Source organism: Bradyrhizobium barranii subsp. barranii (assembly GCF_017565645.3).
In the GTDB taxonomy this organism is placed as follows: domain Bacteria; phylum Pseudomonadota; class Alphaproteobacteria; order Rhizobiales; family Xanthobacteraceae; genus Bradyrhizobium; species Bradyrhizobium barranii.
Genome location: NZ_CP086138.1, coordinates 95811 through 114146, shown reverse-complemented (window position 1 = coordinate 114146; position 18336 = coordinate 95811). Strand labels below are relative to the sequence as shown.

The following is an 18336-nucleotide window of genomic DNA, read 5'->3' as shown; positions in this document are numbered from 1 at the left end:
CGAGGCGAAGTGGCACCGCATCTCAACAACAGCCTATTTGAGATTGGCTCCGCAGCGGTTGCGCGGTCGGACAAAACGCGGGACGCTCTAGTGGAGGCGACTGCGCGATTGGATTCCGCCCGTCTAACTTTGCCTGCCCTGCAACAGCAGTTGGGGTATCTTCCAAAAGTGCCGAGGGGAGCGGATCACATGTTAGGTTAGTAATAATTATCAGAAGGTTTCCCGACCATTTCAGAGCGGCGGCGGCAACGCTCTGACGGGCTCGTGTCCCAGCCAAAATCCCGCGCCCGAAACAGACCTCTCTGCGCCCTCGTGTTTGGGACCGCCGAGGTACAGTGCGCGAATCGGAACCTTGCCGGATCCCAAGCCTTCCAATGCACCGTGCAAGCGCTTTCCCGTCGCCTCGTCGCGTCCACCTATGCAGGGATAGACCTCGACGCACTGGCTCGATCGTCCTGTCGAGCGCGCACAGCTTCTGATGACGCTGACCAGCGCGAGTCCTGGTTGAGTTTTCTTCTGCTTGTGATTCGGCGTGGAAACGGCTTGCAGCATTTTTGGCGCGGCTGGGATCATGTGATCAAGCTCAAAAAAATAGTTAGACGACACGCCGAGGACGGTCTTCTCCTCTTGCTCGATGCCGCAGCCCCCCGAAAGAGGTCGGGGGCCCAGCTATGCCGACCTTCTCGAGGCAATCGGCGACCTCATCCATCCAGAACACGAAAATACTCTCCTTTGGGGCCAAATGGTTCGACCCCAATGCTTACGATCAACGTCGAACCGATGCGTTCGAACCACCCATCTCATTTGGTGGCGCCTGCTCCGGTGCGATCGATGACCCAGGCCACCACGTAGCCCTTGGCCTGCTCGGCCTGCACGTGCCGGACGGCCTCAGAGTAGGTTAGTAAGGGCTCCTGCGCCGGGTAGATGATGCGGTTGGTCGGGGTGACGAAGTCGTGGCAACACACGCGGTAGTCTTTAGCCTCGAACATCGAAATCCTCCTCTCGTCTCAAGTAGCGCGGCGAAATGCTCGCACTTTCAAGTACTGGCCTACCACACGGAATGCGGCCTTTAAGAGGCCGCGCGCTTTTTCAGCACCCCATAAGGTCGGTTCGGCCTGCCAGACACAGGTAGGCGATCTCTGACAACATCGCGCGCTTGATTTTCAGATGCAGCAGCACTGGCAAACAAGTGCCGGGGTGTCATTCCATAAGATCACCCATGTCCGAACTTCGATTTCCTGTTCGTCCGCAATTGCTCTGTTGCTAGCTTCAACGGCTGCTTGCACCAATATCACTGGGTCAGCTTACAAAGCGTCCGCATTGCTTTAGCTTAACTCCAGGGCAGCACAGCGATCTCACAGATCGTCCGCCAGCGCCTGGGTGAGTCCGATTGGTCCAACTGGCATTAGCTTCAACTATGCCAACGTATAGCTTTCGAAGGAGCGGTTCCCCTGTCACTCTTTTTGAGTGCGATGCATAGCTGAGGACAGGCGAGGTCGTCGCTATGAGACGTCCTCGAAGTTGTCCAAACGATTGCGCCACTCTGATTGGGACTGTACGCCATTCCAGAACGCCGAGATTGCAGACAACGCTTGGCAAGATGCTCAGCACGGAAAGGCAGGCACAAGTCTGGGCGCCAACTCTCCTCCACGCATGAAACCGACGCTAAGAAATTGGATTGAAGTTGACTCTCCGTTCTCCTCCCTGGACCAAACGAGAAGACGAATTGCTGCGCGAGCTTGTTGATGCAGGCTCACCCGTGAAATCCATTTGCGAAACGCTTAACAGGTCCGAGCCAGAGCTTCGTAGCCGCGGCTACTGCATTGGCCTACCAAGGAAATGGTTTAAGCGAACAGCCGCCATCTGACGCGGAGGCGGCGGTTATAGGTAATTCTATTGAACCGGCCTCTCAGTAGCGGCAGATCTCCGAGGCCGCGTTGTCTATATCGGCCACGACCTCATGGATGAGGGTGCGCACAATCCGCTTCTTGAGGCGAGCATCCGTCGTCGGCGCAGCCCAGACCGTTTTGAGGTTCGAGACCAGAACGCCGAGCGAGGCTGCTGCGGCTGGGACGCATCTATCCGGGCAAGACGACGTGGGGACCAGCCCATATGAGATGGCTGACATCGCAGAAACCCGAGCATCGCGAGCAGCGCATCGCATTCGAAGAGTTACTGGAGGGGATACGCCAGGAAAGTGAACGAATGGAGCGTTTGGAAGATGCCATCCGCGATGGTAGTACCCGAGCGGTCGCTCGCCGAGGTTGTCGCGGTTCTGCAGGCGACGCGGGGGATTGATCTTATTGCGGCTGTGGGGGGGCTGGCCGAGATTGGTGATCTCTCCCGCTTCAAAATCCGCGCGAGCTGATGGGCTATCTGGGTCTGGTGTCCACAGAAAACTCGACTGGTGACAGGGGCAAACGAGGCAGCATCACCAAAGCCGGTAATGGGCGGGCGCGACGTATTCTTGTGGAGGCGGCCTCGAGTTATCGAAATCCGCCGCGCGTGAGCCGAGACAAGCAGCCAAAGGTGGAGGCCGCACCGAGACGCGCGCGCGAGATTGCGTGGAAAGCGCAAACCAGACTATGCGGGCGCTTCCGCTCACTCGAGCGGAAGGGCAAGCGGCGAACTGTAATTGTCACGGCGATTGCCCGAGAGCTATCCGCCTTCATTTGGGCGATCAATCGCGAGCTCGTGCCACTTCGACAGGCGTAAAGTCGTTGGGCTGTGGACCGCTCGAGTCGTGAGGTGCGCTCGACCGGCCCACAGCCCCATCGTTGCAATCACAATCAGGAGGGTAGCTGCGGACATCAATCGCGCAGAGGTGAAGGCGGGACCACGGCAGGGGAAATCCTGAAACCCATTATGTGGCCGATCATCTGATCGACGCCTGACGCTAGACCAGGGACAGCCCCAGACGAAAAAACGGAAATGCGGTATCCAACCCGCGCATCAGAGCCTGTTCACCGACGTCTTTGGGTCCCGCCTTCTCCTATGCACGATCCACCGGCGCAAGAACTTCACGATGAGTCCTCGTGGAGATGGGAAACCGTGCGCTGTGTGCTTGACTGGGGACATCAGAATGGGATGGTCCGCCCCGTGCTCCTCCTTCATCATCATAGGAAGGTCAGATCAAAAGAGGAGAGTATCATGGCCCATCGCAATTTGCCGCGACCTGCGGCTGTCTATGGAATCGACATTGGCAAGAACCTGTTCCACGTCGTTGGCCTGAGCTGCGACGGCACACCTGTTCAGAAAGTTCGCTTTCGACGGGACACCCTTCTTCAGTTCTTTGCTCGCGCACAACCAAGCATAGTTGGCATGGAATCCTGCGCCGGTTCACAGTGGCTCGCCCTGTCCGTCGTCAGATAATTTGAGACTGGTCAGGCTTTTTGAGAAGGGAGGCTCTTCTCTATTCGGCCGGATTTAGTCAAGGGCTTGATTGGGTGCCTCCTTGGGTTCGGTACCGCTCGCGGGGCCGTGCTTCTCTTCGGGATCAGCCGTATGGCTCTCCCAGCATGGGATCAGTAGAACGAGACGGAACAATCTGACTCGCGTGCTGATCGCAAGGACGCGACCGTACAAGAGCCCAAAGCGAACTCATCTCGTCCATCGTCCCGCGAGGGACCTCCTCCCGCTAAACAACGGGTGCGTGGACCGCGCGTCGCACTATTGTGCCGCGGGCGTGGCCTCCCGTGTCCAGCGGAATTCCGTTCCGTCGCTCCACATGCGGTGCATGATGACGGCGAGCCGCCGCGCCAAAGCGACGATCGCCTTCTGCTGCCCGCGTCGTTTGGCGATCTGCATGGCCCACGCCTTGAGCCAGGACCATTTCTGCACCCGCGTCAGCATGACCTGTGCGGCCTCATAGAGTAGCGCTCGCATGGCTTCATCACCGCACAGCGAAATCCGGCCGATGCGGTGGCTTTCGCCGGACTGGTTGAGAACTGGCGTCAATCCAAGGGACGGCCCGACGGCTTTCGAACTCTTGAAGCGGGCGGGAACGTCGATCGTGCTGATAAAGGCCAGCGACGTGACGGGGCCGACACCAGGGATCGTCATCAACCGACGACAGACCTCGCTTTCCCGGGCAAGTAGAAGCACTTTGCGATGCAGTTGTGTGAACTGTTCGCGTAAAACGCGTCGGGCGACGAGAAGCGGTTCCATGAGTTCGGCCAGCTCCGGCTGACCGCCGACGAGTTCGTGGATACGTTGTTCAAAGCCGATCACCCCCACAATTCCGACCTTCAAGCCGAAGTTGCGTAACAGCCCACGAATGTCATTCTCGATGGCAATGGCCTTCTCCTGAAGCAGCTTGCGACCGGCAAGCAGGACCCGTCGCTTTTGGCTGATCAGGGTCTTGACGTGGACAGGCCGGAACAAGCCGACGCGCATCATCTGCGCAATGCCACGCGCATCATTGCGGTCGCTCTTGTTCACCTGCGCCTTGAGGAACGCCTTGGCATGTCGCGTCTCGATGCAGATTACCGGCAGGCCAGCCTCCGCCAGCCCGCTGAACAGCCATTGCGACAGCGGTCCAGCCTCGAGCCCAATCCGATCAAACCGCCAAATCGGATCGTTGAGTGCAGCAAGAAGATCGTCCGGGTGACTCACCAACTTCGCTTCCCGGCAAATGCGGCCCGTTTCGTCGACAATGCACAGGGACGTCTCTTTGACCGACACGTCCAGTCCAGCGTAATGTTTCATGCTGCGCTTCTCCGTCTGATGCTTGTGGCTGTTCGAAAACAGACCACGTTTATCATCAACCTGAAGCGCAGCACCCTGCTAACGCGGGGCTCAGCAACAGGCCGAATACCCCATCTGGCTCATCAGGGTTAGAGTTTAAGCGACCTGCAGTTGATGCTGCAAGCGGCGGTTTGCGATGGTGTCGCGCTTGATGCGGTTTCGTTCTGCGAGGATCGCCTCGGCCCTGCCGAAGTAGACATCGGCTGGTGTGAGGTTGTCGATGCTCTCATGATAACGGACGTGATTGTAGTGTTCGACGAAGGCCCGTACCTGACGTTCGAGATCACCGGGCAGGTAGTAGTTGTCGAGCAGAATGCGGTTCTTCAGCGTCTGATGCCAGCGCTCGATCTTTCCCTGAGTCTGGGGATGGTACGGAGCGCCGCGCACATGCTGCATGCCCTTCTGGTCGAGCCACTTGGCCAGATCGTCCGCGACGTAACTCGAACCGTTGTCGCTGAGAAGCTTTGGCCGGTGCGCGACGGCGATGTGGTCAAGGCCGGAGGCGGCGAGTGCCTGGTCGAGGGTGGCTGTGACATCGGAAGCGCACATGGTGGGACCAAGCCTCCAGGCCACGATGTAGCGTGAGAAGTCGTCAAGCACGGTCGAGAGATAGTACCACCCCCATCCGGTGATCTTGAGGTAGGTGAAGTCGGTCTGCCAGAGCTGGTTGACGGCCGTCGTCTTGTCCTTGAACTCGTTCGCGGCCTTGATCACCACATAGGCCGGGCTGGTGATGAGGTCATGCGCCTTCAGCAGCCGATAGACCGACGCCTCGGATACAAAGTACTTTCGTTCGTCGGTGAACCGCACGGCCAGCTCGCGTGGCGACAGCTCAGGTAACTCCAGCGCCAGGTCGATGATCTGGCCCCGCACATCGTCCGGGATGCGGTTCCAGACCCGGTCTGGTCGAGACCGATGATCGGCCAGCGCCTCAACGCCGCCCGCGCGGTAGCGATCATACCAGCGATAGAATGTGGCGCGCGGGATCCCGAGCTTGTCCAGTGTGCGCTTGGCCGGAAGGTGCGATTGCTCGACCAAATGGATGATCTCGGCCTTCTCGGAGGCGGGATACCTCATGCCTCGTCCTCCCCATCTCCGTTCATACTTTTTTTGAGCAGACGGTTCTCCAGGGTCAGATCGGCGACGGCCTCCTTCAAGGCGGCGGCCTCCCGGCGGGGGTCCTTCACCTCGCCGGAGGTCGCAGCTCGCGCCGTGTCGCGGCCAGGCGGCGCTTGCCGGCCTCGAGAAACTCCTTGGACCAGCCGTAATACATCGAGGCGGCAATGCCTTCTCGGCGGCAAAGCTCGGAGATGTTCTCCTCGCCGCGCAATCCCTCCAGCACTATGCGGATCTTCTCTTCCGCGGAATACTGCCGGCGGGTCTGGCGCCGAATGTCCTTTAGCACTTGGTCTGCCGGCGCTTTGCCCGGTCTGGATTTCTGGTTCATCTTCGCTCCTGATGGCTCCGATGAACCAGAACTCCTCCCTCCGCAAAATCCCCCTGTTTGTCTCACAGGCGCTGACGGCGAACACTGGTGACACGCGATGGCAGCCTCGTCGTGGAAGCGATGACGCGAACACAGGGCCTGTTCCCGTGGGTGATCTGTGGCGCCGACTTCGATAACGACAGCGCGTTCATGAACGACGACGTCGTTCCATGGTGTCGAGCACAGAAGATCGAGGTAACGCGGTCACGTGCCTACAAAACGAACGATCAGGCGTTCGTGGAGCAGAAGAACGGCGCGGTGGTCCGGCGGCTCGTCGGATACGGGCGCTTCGACGGGGTCGAGACGGCCCGCGTGATGGCGCGTCTCTACGCCGCGGCGCGCCTGCTGGTGAACTTCTTCCAGCCGTCATTCAAGCTCAAAGAGAAGCGCCGCGAGGGTGCCAAGATCATCAAACGCTATCATCCGCCTGCCACACCATACGAACGTGCACTGGGCACCTCTCGCGGGAGAGGCGATAACGGAGTTAAGAATGATCTTAAAGGTAGCCGTAGTTACCGCTGTCGTTAGGGAAGGGGGCCTTCTCTCCCTGAATAGTGGGAGGTGGCAGCACCGGTAAGGGCAGGTCGTCCGTTGTATCTGGCCGCGATGGCTCCTTAGGAGTGTCTGCAGTTGCGCTCTTCATGTCAATCTCCGGGTTATCGGCTTCTCGTCGTCTCAAGCCTAGGCTTCAGTAGAAGCCACTAGAGAGTGGCGCGGCACGGTGCCGAGAGAGCTGGCCCCGGTTGTTTGGACAGCGCCCCGCTGGATTTAAGTGGATTCCTGCCGGGTTATGCTGAACGCGGGGCTTTACGGTTTTGTCGTTGCGTCGGGAGGGCGTAGCCCGACCAGAGCGACGACAAAACCGTCGGCGACGGTCATGCGGCCATCACCATAGCTTGCGTGCCGAAGTAAGCCTCGTCGGGCGTGCGCCCGTCAAGGCTCGAGTGAGGGCGTCCCTGATTGTAGAAGGCCAGATACTTGGCAATTGACGCTCGCGCCTCGGACACGCTGTCGTAGGCGCGGAGATATACTTCTTCGTATTTGACCGTGCGCCAGAGCCGCTCGACAAACACGTTGTCGCGCCAGGCGCCCTTGCCGTCCATGCTGATGGCGATCTTCGCGTCCAGCAGCACATCGGTGAACTCGAGGCTGGTGAACTGGCTGCCCTGATCCGTGTTGAAAATCTCGGGCCTGCCGTGCTTCGCCAACGCCTCCTGGACCGCTTCGACGCAGAAGGCCGCCTCCATTGTGATCGAGACGCGATGGGCCAGGACCCGTCGGCTGAACACATCGACGACCGCCGCGAGATAGACGAAGCCACGCCGCATCGGAATGTAGGTGATGTCCATTGCCCACGCATGGTCGGGCCGCTCGATCTTCAATCCGCGCAACAGGTACGGGTAGATCTTGTGACCCGGAGCCGGCTTGCTCGTGTTCGGGCGACGATAGACCGCCTCGATCCGCATGCGCTTCATCAGCGTCGCGATGTGGCGGCGACCGGCGTATACGCCCTCCCGCCGCAGCAACGATCGCAGCATACGCGCTCCCGCGAAGGGATAATCGAGATGCAGCTCATCGAGCCGACGCATCAAGGCAAGGTCCTCGGCCGAAACTGGCCGAGGTTCATAGTAGACCGTGCTGCGAGCCAGCTTCAGGACCTTCGCCTGGCGCACGATAGAAAGATCATGATCGCGGTCGATCATCGCTTTGCGCTCAGCAGGCCCGCCTTGGTGAGCGCGCCGGACAAAAAATCGTTTTCCAACGCCAGCTCGCCGATCTTGGCATGTAACGCCTTCAAATCGACCGGCGTCTCGGCCGATGTCTTGTCATGCCCAAACACGCCGGCGGCGCCTTCCAGGAGCTGGTTTTTCCAGATCGTGATCTGGTTCGGATGAACATCAAACAGTTGCGCCAGCTCCGCCAGTGTCTTGTCGCCTTTGACCGCAGCCAAAGCAACCTTCGCCTTGAATGCCGGAGAATGCGTCCGGCGGCTCTTCTTCGTCATCTTCGCTCCTGATTCGCAGCAAGAATCCTCGCCGCTGTCAGGCAGAAAATCCACTCAAGCTACTGTCCGAATTTGCGGGGCCAGCTCTGTTCCCCGGCTTGCCCTAGGCATCATCGCCCAGGCAAGTGCCAAACAGAGGGAATTGAAGACTGTCTGAAGCTGTTGATCCGTGAACGGGAAACGGCTCTTCCGTCGCTTGTCGATCGACAGATACATTCCGCTGATCACGTCATCAGCGATATAGTCCCGAGAGCGGCAATGTATTTGTTCGGCCTTAAGCTCGCTGCAGTAACGGGCATGTTGCGACGGCGCTGATGGTGAGATGCCCCGCGATTTGACCACCTTGCTCGAAATTCAAGCGGGCAACGCCGCGCGAGGCCAGATAGAGGAGTTTCCGTTCCTTGCTCTGGCTCATCTGAGCTTGTGCGGCTCATGAAGAAGCTGTTGAAATCCGCCGGCACGCCGCCGCGCGTGATGATCACGGATAAGCTGCGTTCGTACGGCGTTGCGAGGGCGAAGATGGACTTTCACGTCGAACATCGCCAGCACAAAGCTCTCAACAATCGGGCCGAGAATTCTCATCAGCCGACGCGGCGACGCGAGCGGATCATAAAGCGTTTCAAATCGTCCCGTCAGGCTCAACGGTTTCTGTCAGTTCACGATAAGGTCGCGAACCTTTTCCACATCCCCTATCCCGGAGCCGTCGCTGCCGACTTCCGTCGTGCTCCGCGCGCGAGCCTTTGCGACTTGGCGCGAGATCTCCACGACAAGCGCCTGCGGCTCGGCGGTCGATTAAGTTGACGATGCCTGTTCGCGAACGTCCACCTGGTCCGACAACGTCGGGTCGGCTGATTTGAGCCAGATCAAGGCAGAACCTCAGGCCAGCAATATTCTCTATCACGTAGCGATGCGACCGCAAGATAGCTGCGGACTGGTGCCGTCCTTGCGCAGAATTACGAGATTGCAGGGAGATCACTCATGATAGAGCTGCGCAATCGAGTTGTTCAAGTCAGCAGCTTCGGTGATCCGGAGAGGCTGGAGGTGATCGACGCTCCCCTGCCGACAGCTGGTCGGAGAGAAGTGCGGGTCCGTGTAATCGCGTCAAGCCTCAATTACACCGAGGTGTTGATCAGGCGCCACCTATACCCGCAAACGATGCGCCTCCGCCCGCCGTTCGTAATGGGTTACGACGTCGTCGGGATAATCGATCAGCTCGGTGAGGACGTGCACGATTTTCAGATTGGCGACCGCGTGGCCGACATGACTGTGGTCGGGTCAAACGCCGATTATCGTACGCTTCGGGCGAACGACGTGGCCCGCGTGCCGATAGACGTAGACGCAGCGGAGGCGGCCACCCTGATCTTGAGCTGGACGACCGCGTACCAGCTTCTGCACCGCGCGGCCCGGGTGCAGCCAGGTCAGCGCGTGCTGGTGCACGGCGCCGCTGGCGCTGTCGGCCAGGCGCTGCTCATCCTTGGAAGGCTGGCCGGTCTCGAGCTGTGGGGTACCGTGCGCGGCGAGCACATGGTGCTCGTCCGAGAGCTGGGGGCAACGCCGATCGACTGCGAACATGAGGACTTCACGCGCGTCGTGTCGGGCGGATTCGACGTCGTCGTCGATGGAATTGGCGAAGACGGCTATCGCCGCTCATACGGAGCGCTCAAGCCAGGCGGCCTGCTCTGCGCCATCGGCTTCTCTGCGAGTGTGCAGGCACAGCGCGGCATGTTCCCCATCCTGATGGAGATTGCGCGCCTGTACCTGTGGAGGCTGTTGCCCAGCGGCAAGCGCGCTCGCTTTTACTCGGTCAATGCGATGCGGGCGCGACATCCGACCTGGTTCAAGGATGACTTGGAGCGGCTGTTCGGGCTTTTGGCAACTCGCGCCATCCGGCCGCGCGTCGCCGAGCGGATCTCCTTCAACGAGGTCACCGAGGCTCACCGCCGCCTCGAGGCGGGGGGTCTCGAGGGCAAGCTCGTGCTGTGTCCGGATCTCGCACCCCGATCCGTGAATGCCGCAACAGAAGCTCAGGGACGGCCGATTAGGCTCCATAGGCCGCCCAGCAGAACTGCACATAGAAAAACCGCTGTAGAGGCCCAGGGAATGTCCAGAGCGAACGTGATCCGCCCGATGTTGTAGGCAAACGCGGCAAATGCCAAACACCAGCGCCGAAAAGATGATATCAATCGGCTTGTGGTGATCGCGTAGGCCGACATTGGCCACGTAATAGCCTGTGCTGTCCGCCGTCAGGACCTGTGAGACGGGGAGGATTTCTGGTTCATCGTAGCCACCGTTTCAAGATGCCGCTGGCCCGCTTCACGCCGGTGGATATCTCATGGGAGAAGCGCTCGGCTTGGCCCACCACACGGCTCGTCGAGTTCAACAGCCGCGGTAGCTTTGCTTGAGCCTCTCGTGATTGAGCGGTCCTTTGGCACGCGCGGTTCGCGAGATATCGAGCAGGCGCAGTTTTACGCTTCGCGTTCGGTCGCGCCGTTTGGTTCCGGCCGCGACGACGATCAAACAACCCGCGCTCGCGCCGTCTCCGCAACCCCGGCCAGCTCCGACGCCGCGAGCGCTACCATCAAGACGCGCCGATCAAAGGGGTCCCCTTTGGGGTCTTCTCTATTCGGCCGGATTTAGTCAAGGGCTTGATTGGGTGCCTCCTTGGGTTCGGTACCGCTCGCGGGGCCGTGCTTCTCTTCGGGATCAGCCGTATGGCTCTCCCAGCATGGGATCAGTAGAACGAGACGGAACAATCTGACTCGCGTGCTGATCGCAAGGACGCGACCGTACAAGAGCCCAAAGCGAACTCATCTCGTCCATCGTCCCGCGAGGGACCTCCTCCCGCTAAACAACGGGTGCGTGGACCGCGCGTCGCACTATTGTGCCGCGGGCGTGGCCTCCCGTGTCCAGCGGAATTCCGTTCCGTCGCTCCACATGCGGTGCATGATGACGGCGAGCCGCCGCGCCAAAGCGACGATCGCCTTCTGCTGCCCGCGTCGTTTGGCGATCTGCATGGCCCACGCCTTGAGCCAGGACCATTTCTGCACCCGCGTCAGCATGACCTGTGCGGCCTCATAGAGTAGCGCTCGCATGGCTTCATCACCGCACAGCGAAATCCGGCCGATGCGGTGGCTTTCGCCGGACTGGTTGAGAACTGGCGTCAATCCAAGGGACGGCCCGACGGCTTTCGAACTCTTGAAGCGGGCGGGAACGTCGATCGTGCTGATAAAGGCCAGCGACGTGACGGGGCCGACACCAGGGATCGTCATCAACCGACGACAGACCTCGCTTTCCCGGGCAAGTAGAAGCACTTTGCGATGCAGTTGTGTGAACTGTTCGCGTAAAACGCGTCGGGCGACGAGAAGCGGTTCCATGAGTTCGGCCAGCTCCGGCTGACCGCCGACGAGTTCGTGGATACGTTGTTCAAAGCCGATCACCCCCACAATTCCGACCTTCAAGCCGAAGTTGCGTAACAGCCCACGAATGTCATTCTCGATGGCAATGGCCTTCTCCTGAAGCAGCTTGCGACCGGCAAGCAGGACCCGTCGCTTTTGGCTGATCAGGGTCTTGACGTGGACAGGCCGGAACAAGCCGACGCGCATCATCTGCGCAATGCCACGCGCATCATTGCGGTCGCTCTTGTTCACCTGCGCCTTGAGGAACGCCTTGGCATGTCGCGTCTCGATGCAGATTACCGGCAGGCCAGCCTCCGCCAGCCCGCTGAACAGCCATTGCGACAGCGGTCCAGCCTCGAGCCCAATCCGATCAAACCGCCAAATCGGATCGTTGAGTGCAGCAAGAAGATCGTCCGGGTGACTCACCAACTTCGCTTCCCGGCAAATGCGGCCCGTTTCGTCGACAATGCACAGGGACGTCTCTTTGACCGACACGTCCAGTCCAGCGTAATGTTTCATGCTGCGCTTCTCCGTCTGATGCTTGTGGCTGTTCGAAAACAGACCACGTTTATCATCAACCTGAAGCGCAGCACCCTGCTAACGCGGGGCTCAGCAACAGGCCGAATACCCCATCTGACTCACATCTGATGATTTTGTCTGCCGAGTTTGCGGTTCTCCAACGGGGGAATCAGCCATGCGAGTCGGTATTCGAATCTCGTCGCTTGTGCCGAGTGGGTTGGTTATCGAGAGCGTAAGTGAGTCATCTGACTCGATTATTTTAGCCGTCCGATCCGAGGGCGATGCAGCCGGGTGCCCACTGTGCGGGGCGAGATCGCGCCGAATCCATAGCCGATATGACAGACGAGTCGCGGATTTGCCGTGTTCCGGGAAGGAAATACGGCTCCGCGTGATCACGCGGCGCTTCGTTTGCGAGGTGCCTCAGTGTCGGCGACGGATTTTCGCTGAACGGTTCGGGGACGATATTCTCCCGACCCGGTCGCGCCGGACGGCACGGCTGGAATGTATCGTCCACCATCTGGGGCTGGCACTCGGCGGCAGACCAGCGGCGAGCTTCGCTAAACGGCTGATGCTGCCGGTCAGCAACGATACGTTGCTTCGGGTTGTCAGGCGACGAACCCGCCCGCGAACGGAGCCTCTGATCGTCGCCGGCATTGACGACTGGGCTTTTCGCAAGAACCATCGCTACGGAACAATCGTGTGCGATCTGGAGAGGCGGCGGATCGTAACCCTGCTTCCAGATCGCGAGATTGCAACGGTGCGGGCTTGGCTTTCCGACCATCCGGAGATCAGGGTCGTATCGCGCGACCGTGGCGGCGGCTACGGTGAGGCCGCGGCAAAGGCGCTGCCCGACGCCGTCCAGGTCGCCGACCGTTGGCACCTGATGGAGAACGCAAGCGCGGCCTTCCTCAACGCGGTGCGCCGTTCCATGCGGGTGATCCGCGCCGCAATCGGTGCGACGACGATCAATCCAAAACTGCTCACTTGCGCGGAAAGGCTGCAGTATGAAGGATATCTCCGGCGCAAGCAGACGAATGCCGCCATCATGGAGCTCGTCAGAGACGCTGTGCCACTCAAGGAGATTGTCCGTCGAACAGGACACAGCCGTAAACTCGTTCGCCAAGTCAGTCGCGGCGAGAGTACAGATGTCTTCCGGACCCGGCAAAGCACGCTCGATGCCCACTTGCCCTTTCTGGATGCGCAATGGAGCGAGGGCTGCCGTAACGGCGCAGAGCTCTGGCGTCGTTTGCAAGGGCAAGGCTTCCGAGGCTCCTTGCGTGTAGTCAGTGAGTGGACGACACGGCGACGACGGGCCGAGAAGGCGACCAATCAACAACTGCAAAAAGTTCCATCCGCGAGAACAATCTCACGATTGATGACCACGGCGCGCGACAATCTCAGCAAAGCAGATACGATCACCATCGCCGCCATCGAGGCGCGCGTTCCCACACTCGTCGAAGCCCGCATGCTCGTCGAAAGCTTTCAGGCCATGGTACGCAAGAAGCTCTTCGCTGATCTCGATCCGTGGATCGCCACCGCCAGCTTGAGCCTGATCGCCTCTTTTGCGAGTGGCATCATCAAGGACAAAGCCGCCGTCCGTGCCGCCATCACCGAGCCTTGGTCCAATGGCCAGACAGAAGGGCAGATCACTAAACTAAAGCTCGTAAAACGCCAGATGTATGGACGGGCGAAGATCGACCTCCTGCAAGCCCGCTTGAAAGGCGCCATCTAGTACCCACTTTTCTTGGAACGTGAGTCGTGATTCAAGGTCGGGATGATACCCGAAGCAAGAGAAGTCCACCTTTCGAGGAAAGATCGCAAGGTGCTTGAGGCGTGCTGTCGCTCACCGGTGACGTTGCAGCGCGATTTGAAGCGGGCGCGGATAGTTCTGTTGGCGGCGGATGGGCGCAGCACCCGGTCGATCGCCAAGGAAGTTGGGGTCCAGCCGCGGATTGTCAGCCTTTGGCGGCATCGCTATGCCGACCATGGCCTTGAAGGGCTGCAAGACAAGCCGCGGCCTGGCAAGCAGCCGATCTATACGAAGACGACCGACAAGCGGATTCTGAAGCTGCTGGATAAGCCGCCACCGCAAGGGTTTGCGCGCTGGACCGGCCCCCTGCTGGCCGAGGCGCTGGGCGATGTCGATGTCCAATATGTCTGGCGGTTCCTGCGCAGCCACAAGATTGACCTGGTGGCTCGCAAGTCCTGGTGCGAGAGCAACGACCCGAACTTTACGGCCAAAGCCGCCGATGTTGTCGGCCTCTATGTCGCGCCGCCGGCGAAGGCCATTGTGCTGTGCGTGGACGAGAAGCCCTCGATCCAGGCTTTGGAGCGAGCGCAGGGTTATCTGAAGTTGCCCAATGGCCGCGCCTTAACCGGCCAAAGCCACGATTACAAGCGGCATGGCACCACAACATTGTTTGCGGCGCTCGAAGTCGCCACCGGAAAGATCATCGCGACCCATTCAAAACGCCGGCGCCGCGTCGAGTTTCTCGATTTCATGAACAGCGTCACCGCGGCTTTTCCGAACCGCAAGCTTCACGTCATCCTCGACAACCTCAACACCCATAAAAAGAACGAGGACTGGCTCAAGGCCCACCCCAACGTGCAATTTCATTTCACGCCGACAAGTGCGTCATGGCTCAATCAGGTCGAAGTATGGTTTTCCATCTTGCAGGGGCAGTCGCTCAGCGGCACCTCCTTCACGAGCCTCAAGCAGCTTCAGGAACACATCGATGCCTACGTCAACGCATACAACGACAGAGCCGAGCCCTTCGTCTGGACCAAGAAAAAGGTCCGTCAACGCCGTTTCAAAGGCCGCCGTATCACTCAGCTCTGATTCCGGGTACTAGTGTCTGCCATATCGCGTGCCTTGGAAAGGAAGCGCAGCAAGGTTAATTCAGATCATCTCGTCGCGCGGGTTAGGATAGAGGGAGTAACTCCGTTGGCTTGGCGGATTCGCCGGGACACGGATCTGCTGAAGGCGGAAGCGGACGACAGAGCCTCGGTCATTGGGACCTGCTGGGTTGAGAAGCTGGAGATCGTCTGCCGTCCGGCCGAGCGTTGGGAGGAGCCATCCGAGGATCCGCTCTTCGAGCTCCGCCGCGTGATCGAGGAGGACATACTCACCTCCGACGCCTTCCAGAACGAACTCGTCGGCATGGCTCAGGAGATAAGAGCGCAGCTCCCGCCGGAAAGCCGCGACGCCTTCGGCGCCGACGAGGCGTCGTTCAGGGAGGCGCTCACGCGCCTGGTGCGTGACGGAGCGGAAAGCGTGATGGCGCGCCTTGAGCCTACCGGCGAGGGCGGCTGAGTCATGCGCCTGCGCCGCCTCGACCTCACCCGGTACGGGAAATTCACCGACCACAGCATCGATTTCGGCGAACGGCCCATCGATCAGCCGGACCTGCATGTCATCTACGGACCGAACGAAGCCGGCAAATCGACCGCCTTTACCGCGTTTCTCGACTTGTTGTTCGGAATCGCGACGCAGAGTCCGTTCGATTTCCTCCACCCCTATTCCACCATGCGGATTGGCGGAGCGCTGGAGTTCGGCGGTGAAAAGCGGGAGTTCGCGCGCATCAAGCGGCCGCAGAACAGCCTGCTCGACGCCGATGATCGCCCTATCCCGGAAAGCGCAATTCGCGGCGAACTCGGCGGCATCGAGCGTGACGCCTATCGCACCATGTTCTCGCTCGACGACGAGACACTCGAGAAGGGCGGCGAAAGCATTCTGGCAAGTAAGGGCGATATCGGACAATTGCTGTTTTCTGCGAGTGCAGGCCTTTCTCATCTCAGCCAAAAGCTCATCGATCTCAAGGCCGAGGCAGATGGCTTCTACAAATTTCGGGCGCGCAGCGGCGCACTCGTGGATCTCAAGACGCGGCTTGCGGAGTTAAAGGCAGAGCGGGAGAAATTCGACACTCTGGCCTCGGATCACGCCCGGCTCGTTGAAAGCCTGGATCGGTCCAAGAAGCACTATGATGAGGCCGTCACCGAACGCACCCGCACTCGTGGACGCATCGACGAGGGTACCGTCAAGTTAACGAATTGGAGCGGCGGAGGGGGTAGACGAGCGGCATGCGGACTGCCAAGGCCCCTCTTTATCGCCGCCATAGCTTCCCTCCGGAAGTGATCAGCTATGCCGTTTGGTTGTATTTCCGGTTTCCCTTAAGCTTGCGCATGGTCGAGGAAATGCTGGCGGCGCGTGGCATTGGCGTGACCTATGAAACCGTGCGCCAGTGGGGACGGAAATTCGGCAAACCGTTTCTCCGATCGGATCCGCCAGCGCGCTCCCGCTCGCGGTGACAAATGGCATCTGGACGAGGTCGTTATCTCGATCGCGGGCGAACAACATTGGCTCTGGCGCGCTGTCGACCAGAATGGCTTCGTTCTCGACGTCTTGATCCAGCGCCGAAGAGACTCGCGCGCTGCGCAGCGGCTCATGAAGAAGCTCTTGAAATCCGCCGGCACGCCGCCGCGCGTGATGATCACGGACAAACTCCGTTCGTACGGCGCTGCAAGGGCGAAGATGGGCTTTCACGTCGAACATGGCCAGCACAAAGCTCTCAACAATCGGGCCGATAATTCTCATCAGCCGACGCCGCGACGCGAGCGGATCATGAAGCGTTTCAAATCGTCCCGTCAGGCTCAACGGTTTCTGGCAGTTCACGATCAGGTCGCGAACCTTTTCCACATCCCCTATCCCGGAGCTGTCACCGCCGACTTCCGTCGTGCTTCGCGCGAGCGAGCCTTTGCGACTTGGCGCCAGATCTCCATGACAAGCGCTATCGCCGACTCTCGACCTCTGAGAATCCCCTCCTTCGGCTCGGCGGTCGATTAAGTTGACGATGCCGGTTCTCGTCTTCGTTGCGCCACGCGTCGATTGTCTCGGGCTGCCTAGCTAGTACCCGGAATCAGAGCTGAGTGATACGGCGGCCTTTGAAGCGGCGTTGACGGACCTTTTTCTTGGTCCAGACGAAGGGCTCGGCTTTGTCGTTGTACGCGTTGACGTAGGCGTCGATGTGTTCCTGAAGCTGCTTGAGGCTGTAAAGGAGATGCCGCTAAGCGACTGCCCCTGCAGGATCGAAAACCATACCTCGACCTGATTGAGCCAGGACGCACTTGTCGGCGTGAAATGAAATTGCACGTTGGGGTGGGCCTTAAGCCAGTCCTCGTTCTTCTTGTGGGTGTTGAGGTTGTCGAGGATGACGTGAAGCTGGCGGTTCGGAAAGGCCGCGGTGAGGCTGTCCATGAAATCGAGAAACTCGACGCGGCGACGGCGTTTTGAATGCGTTGCGATGATCTTTCCGGTGGCGACTTCGAGCGCCGCAAACAATGTTGTGGTGCCATGCCGCTTGTAATCGTGGCTCTGGCCGGTCAAGGCGCGGCCACTGGGCAACTTCAGATAACCTTGCGCTCGCTCCAAAGCCTGGATCGAAGGCTTCTCGTCCACGCATAGCACATAGCCTTCGCCGGCGGGGCGACGTAAAGGCCAACGACATCGGCGGCTTTGGCCGTAAAGGCTTTGGCCGTAAAGTTCGGGTCGTTGCCTTCGCACCAGGACTTGCGAGCTGCGAGGTCAATCTTGTGGCTGCGCAGGAACCGCCAGACATATTGGACGTCAACATCGTCCAGCGCCTCGGCCAGCAGAGGACCGGTCCAGCGCGCAAACCCGTGCGGCGGCGGCTTATCCAACAGCTTCAGAATCCGCTTGTCGGTCGTCTTCGTATAGATCGGCTGCTTGCCCGGCCGCGGCTTGTCTTGCAGCCCTTCAAGGCCATGGTCGGCATAGCGATGCCGCCAAAGGCTGACAATCCGCGGCTGGACCCCGACTTCCTTGGCGATCGACCGGGTACTGCGCCCATCCGCCGCCAACAGAACTATCCGCGCCCGCTTCAAATCGCGCTGCAACGTCACCGGAGAGCGATAACACGCCTCAAGCACCTTGCGATCTTTCCTCGAAAGGTGGACTTCTCTTGCTTCGGGTATCATCCCGACCTTGAATCACGACTCACGATCTAAGAAAAGTGGGTACTAGCGCCGCGATTTTTGTGGCCGGATGGAGCGCGAAGTGGATCGATTGCCGGCCACGGCGGAACGATCCGGACCCGGATTGAGGAAGGCGTCCGTCCTTGGTCCAGCGGCGGCGCTCGTGCGACGTAACCCCAAGGATTTCTTCAACG

12 protein-coding genes and 8 pseudogenes are annotated in these 18336 nt (G+C 59.8%); 11 read left to right on the top strand and 9 right to left on the bottom strand.

Annotation, left to right across the window (positions count from 1 at the left end; genetic code table 11):
* Positions 1-231: 231 nt before the first annotated feature.
* From J4G43_RS53825 to J4G43_RS53815, 3 genes and pseudogenes are all read right to left on the bottom strand, one after another.
* Entirely contained in the window at positions 232-606 is a 375-nt protein-coding gene (locus J4G43_RS53825; protein ID WP_208089638.1) for a hypothetical protein, read from the bottom strand.
* 194 nt (positions 607-800) lie between these two features.
* Positions 801-989, bottom strand: coding sequence for a hypothetical protein (locus J4G43_RS53820; RefSeq protein ID WP_224518069.1), 189 nt, complete (start codon positions 987-989; stop codon positions 801-803).
* 932 nt (positions 990-1921) lie between these two features.
* Positions 1922-2044: pseudogene (locus J4G43_RS53815) on the bottom strand (recombinase); the annotation flags it as partial.
* Positions 2045-2197: 153 nt separating this feature from the next.
* Here J4G43_RS53815 and J4G43_RS53810 point away from each other — a divergent pair.
* The 3 genes and pseudogenes from J4G43_RS53810 to J4G43_RS53805 form a co-directional block, all read left to right on the top strand.
* On the top strand, positions 2198-2368 hold the full coding sequence (locus tag J4G43_RS53810) for a hypothetical protein (RefSeq protein WP_166354445.1): 171 nt from the start codon (positions 2198-2200) through the stop codon (positions 2366-2368).
* A complete protein-coding gene (locus tag J4G43_RS56425; protein ID WP_208089637.1) occupies positions 2368-2715 on the top strand; it encodes a transposase in 348 nt (115 codons plus the stop codon). Before J4G43_RS53810 ends, J4G43_RS56425 begins: the two co-directional genes overlap by 1 nt.
* A 435-nt stretch (positions 2716-3150) precedes the next feature.
* Positions 3151-3354 (top strand): annotated as a pseudogene (locus J4G43_RS53805) (IS110 family transposase); the annotation flags it as partial.
* 315 nt (positions 3355-3669) lie between these two features.
* Here J4G43_RS53805 and J4G43_RS53800 read toward each other — a convergent pair.
* Both J4G43_RS53800 and J4G43_RS53795 read right to left on the bottom strand, forming a co-directional pair.
* Positions 3670-4707 (bottom strand): IS110 family RNA-guided transposase, encoded by a 1038-nt coding sequence (locus J4G43_RS53800; RefSeq protein ID WP_038381005.1) that lies wholly within the window; start codon positions 4705-4707, stop codon positions 3670-3672.
* Between the two features lie 135 nt (positions 4708-4842).
* Positions 4843-6193: pseudogene (locus J4G43_RS53795) on the bottom strand (IS3 family transposase).
* A gap of 87 nt (positions 6194-6280) precedes the next feature.
* Here J4G43_RS53795 and J4G43_RS53790 point away from each other — a divergent pair.
* Positions 6281-6760 (top strand): transposase family protein, encoded by a 480-nt coding sequence (locus tag J4G43_RS53790; RefSeq protein WP_166354451.1) that lies wholly within the window; start codon positions 6281-6283, stop codon positions 6758-6760.
* A gap of 347 nt (positions 6761-7107) precedes the next feature.
* On the opposite strand, the gene J4G43_RS53785 is transcribed toward J4G43_RS53790, so the two are convergent.
* A protein-coding gene (locus tag J4G43_RS53785; protein WP_085967151.1) for an IS3-like element ISRj2 family transposase occupies positions 7108-8237 on the bottom strand; the annotation gives its coding sequence in 2 pieces (ribosomal slippage) (positions 7108-7985 and positions 7985-8237; 1131 coding nt in all).
* A 426-nt stretch (positions 8238-8663) separates the two neighbouring features.
* On the opposite strand from J4G43_RS53785, the pseudogene J4G43_RS53780 reads away from it, so the two are divergent.
* Positions 8664-9033 (top strand): annotated as a pseudogene (locus J4G43_RS53780) (DDE-type integrase/transposase/recombinase); the annotation flags it as partial.
* A gap of 182 nt (positions 9034-9215) precedes the next feature.
* A complete protein-coding gene (locus tag J4G43_RS53775) occupies positions 9216-10373 on the top strand; it encodes a medium chain dehydrogenase/reductase family protein (protein WP_166354309.1) in 1158 nt (385 codons plus the stop codon).
* A 151-nt stretch (positions 10374-10524) separates the two neighbouring features.
* On the opposite strand, the pseudogene J4G43_RS53770 reads toward J4G43_RS53775, so the two are convergent.
* Positions 10525-10751 (bottom strand): annotated as a pseudogene (locus J4G43_RS53770) (ISNCY-like element ISBva1 family transposase); the annotation flags it as partial.
* Positions 10752-11113: 362 nt separating this feature from the next.
* A complete protein-coding gene (locus J4G43_RS53765) occupies positions 11114-12151 on the bottom strand; it encodes an IS110 family RNA-guided transposase (protein WP_038381005.1) in 1038 nt (345 codons plus the stop codon).
* Positions 12152-12326: 175 nt separating this feature from the next.
* Between J4G43_RS53765 and J4G43_RS53760 the strand changes: the two genes are divergently transcribed.
* From J4G43_RS53760 to J4G43_RS53740, 5 genes and pseudogenes are all read left to right on the top strand, one after another.
* Positions 12327-13883 (top strand): ISL3 family transposase, encoded by a 1557-nt coding sequence (locus tag J4G43_RS53760; RefSeq protein WP_208089784.1) that lies wholly within the window; start codon positions 12327-12329, stop codon positions 13881-13883.
* Positions 13884-13925: 42 nt separating this feature from the next.
* Positions 13926-14990, top strand: a complete 1065-nt coding sequence (locus J4G43_RS53755) for an IS630-like element ISRj1 family transposase (protein WP_026192128.1) — start codon at positions 13926-13928, stop codon at positions 14988-14990.
* 105 nt (positions 14991-15095) lie between these two features.
* Complete coding sequence (locus J4G43_RS53750; protein ID WP_028181692.1) at positions 15096-15464, top strand: hypothetical protein; 369 nt, start codon at positions 15096-15098, stop codon at positions 15462-15464.
* Between the two features lie 3 nt (positions 15465-15467).
* A pseudogene (locus J4G43_RS53745) lies at positions 15468-16181 on the top strand (ATP-binding protein); the annotation flags it as partial.
* 50 nt (positions 16182-16231) lie between these two features.
* A pseudogene (locus J4G43_RS53740) lies at positions 16232-16994 on the top strand (IS6 family transposase).
* Between the two features lie 60 nt (positions 16995-17054).
* Here J4G43_RS53740 and J4G43_RS53735 read toward each other — a convergent pair.
* Positions 17055-18145: pseudogene (locus J4G43_RS53735) on the bottom strand (IS630 family transposase).
* Positions 18146-18336: the final 191 nt, after the last annotated feature.

What these genes read in the sequence shown, in the direction of transcription:
- J4G43_RS53820 (WP_224518069.1), bottom strand. Translation starts at nt 989, where the DNA reads ATGTTCGAGGCTAAAGACTACCGCGTGTGTTGCCACGACTTCGTCACC.
- J4G43_RS56425 (WP_208089637.1), top strand. Translation starts at nt 2,368, where the DNA reads ATGGGCTATCTGGGTCTGGTGTCCACAGAAAACTCGACTGGTGACAGG.
- J4G43_RS53760 (WP_208089784.1), top strand. Translation starts at nt 12,327, where the DNA reads ATGCGAGTCGGTATTCGAATCTCGTCGCTTGTGCCGAGTGGGTTGGTT.
- J4G43_RS53755 (WP_026192128.1), top strand. Translation starts at nt 13,926, where the DNA reads ATGATACCCGAAGCAAGAGAAGTCCACCTTTCGAGGAAAGATCGCAAG.
- J4G43_RS53775 (WP_166354309.1), top strand. Translation starts at nt 9,216, where the DNA reads ATGATAGAGCTGCGCAATCGAGTTGTTCAAGTCAGCAGCTTCGGTGAT.
- J4G43_RS53800 (WP_038381005.1), bottom strand. Translation starts at nt 4,707, where the DNA reads ATGAAACATTACGCTGGACTGGACGTGTCGGTCAAAGAGACGTCCCTG.
- J4G43_RS53765 (WP_038381005.1), bottom strand. Translation starts at nt 12,151, where the DNA reads ATGAAACATTACGCTGGACTGGACGTGTCGGTCAAAGAGACGTCCCTG.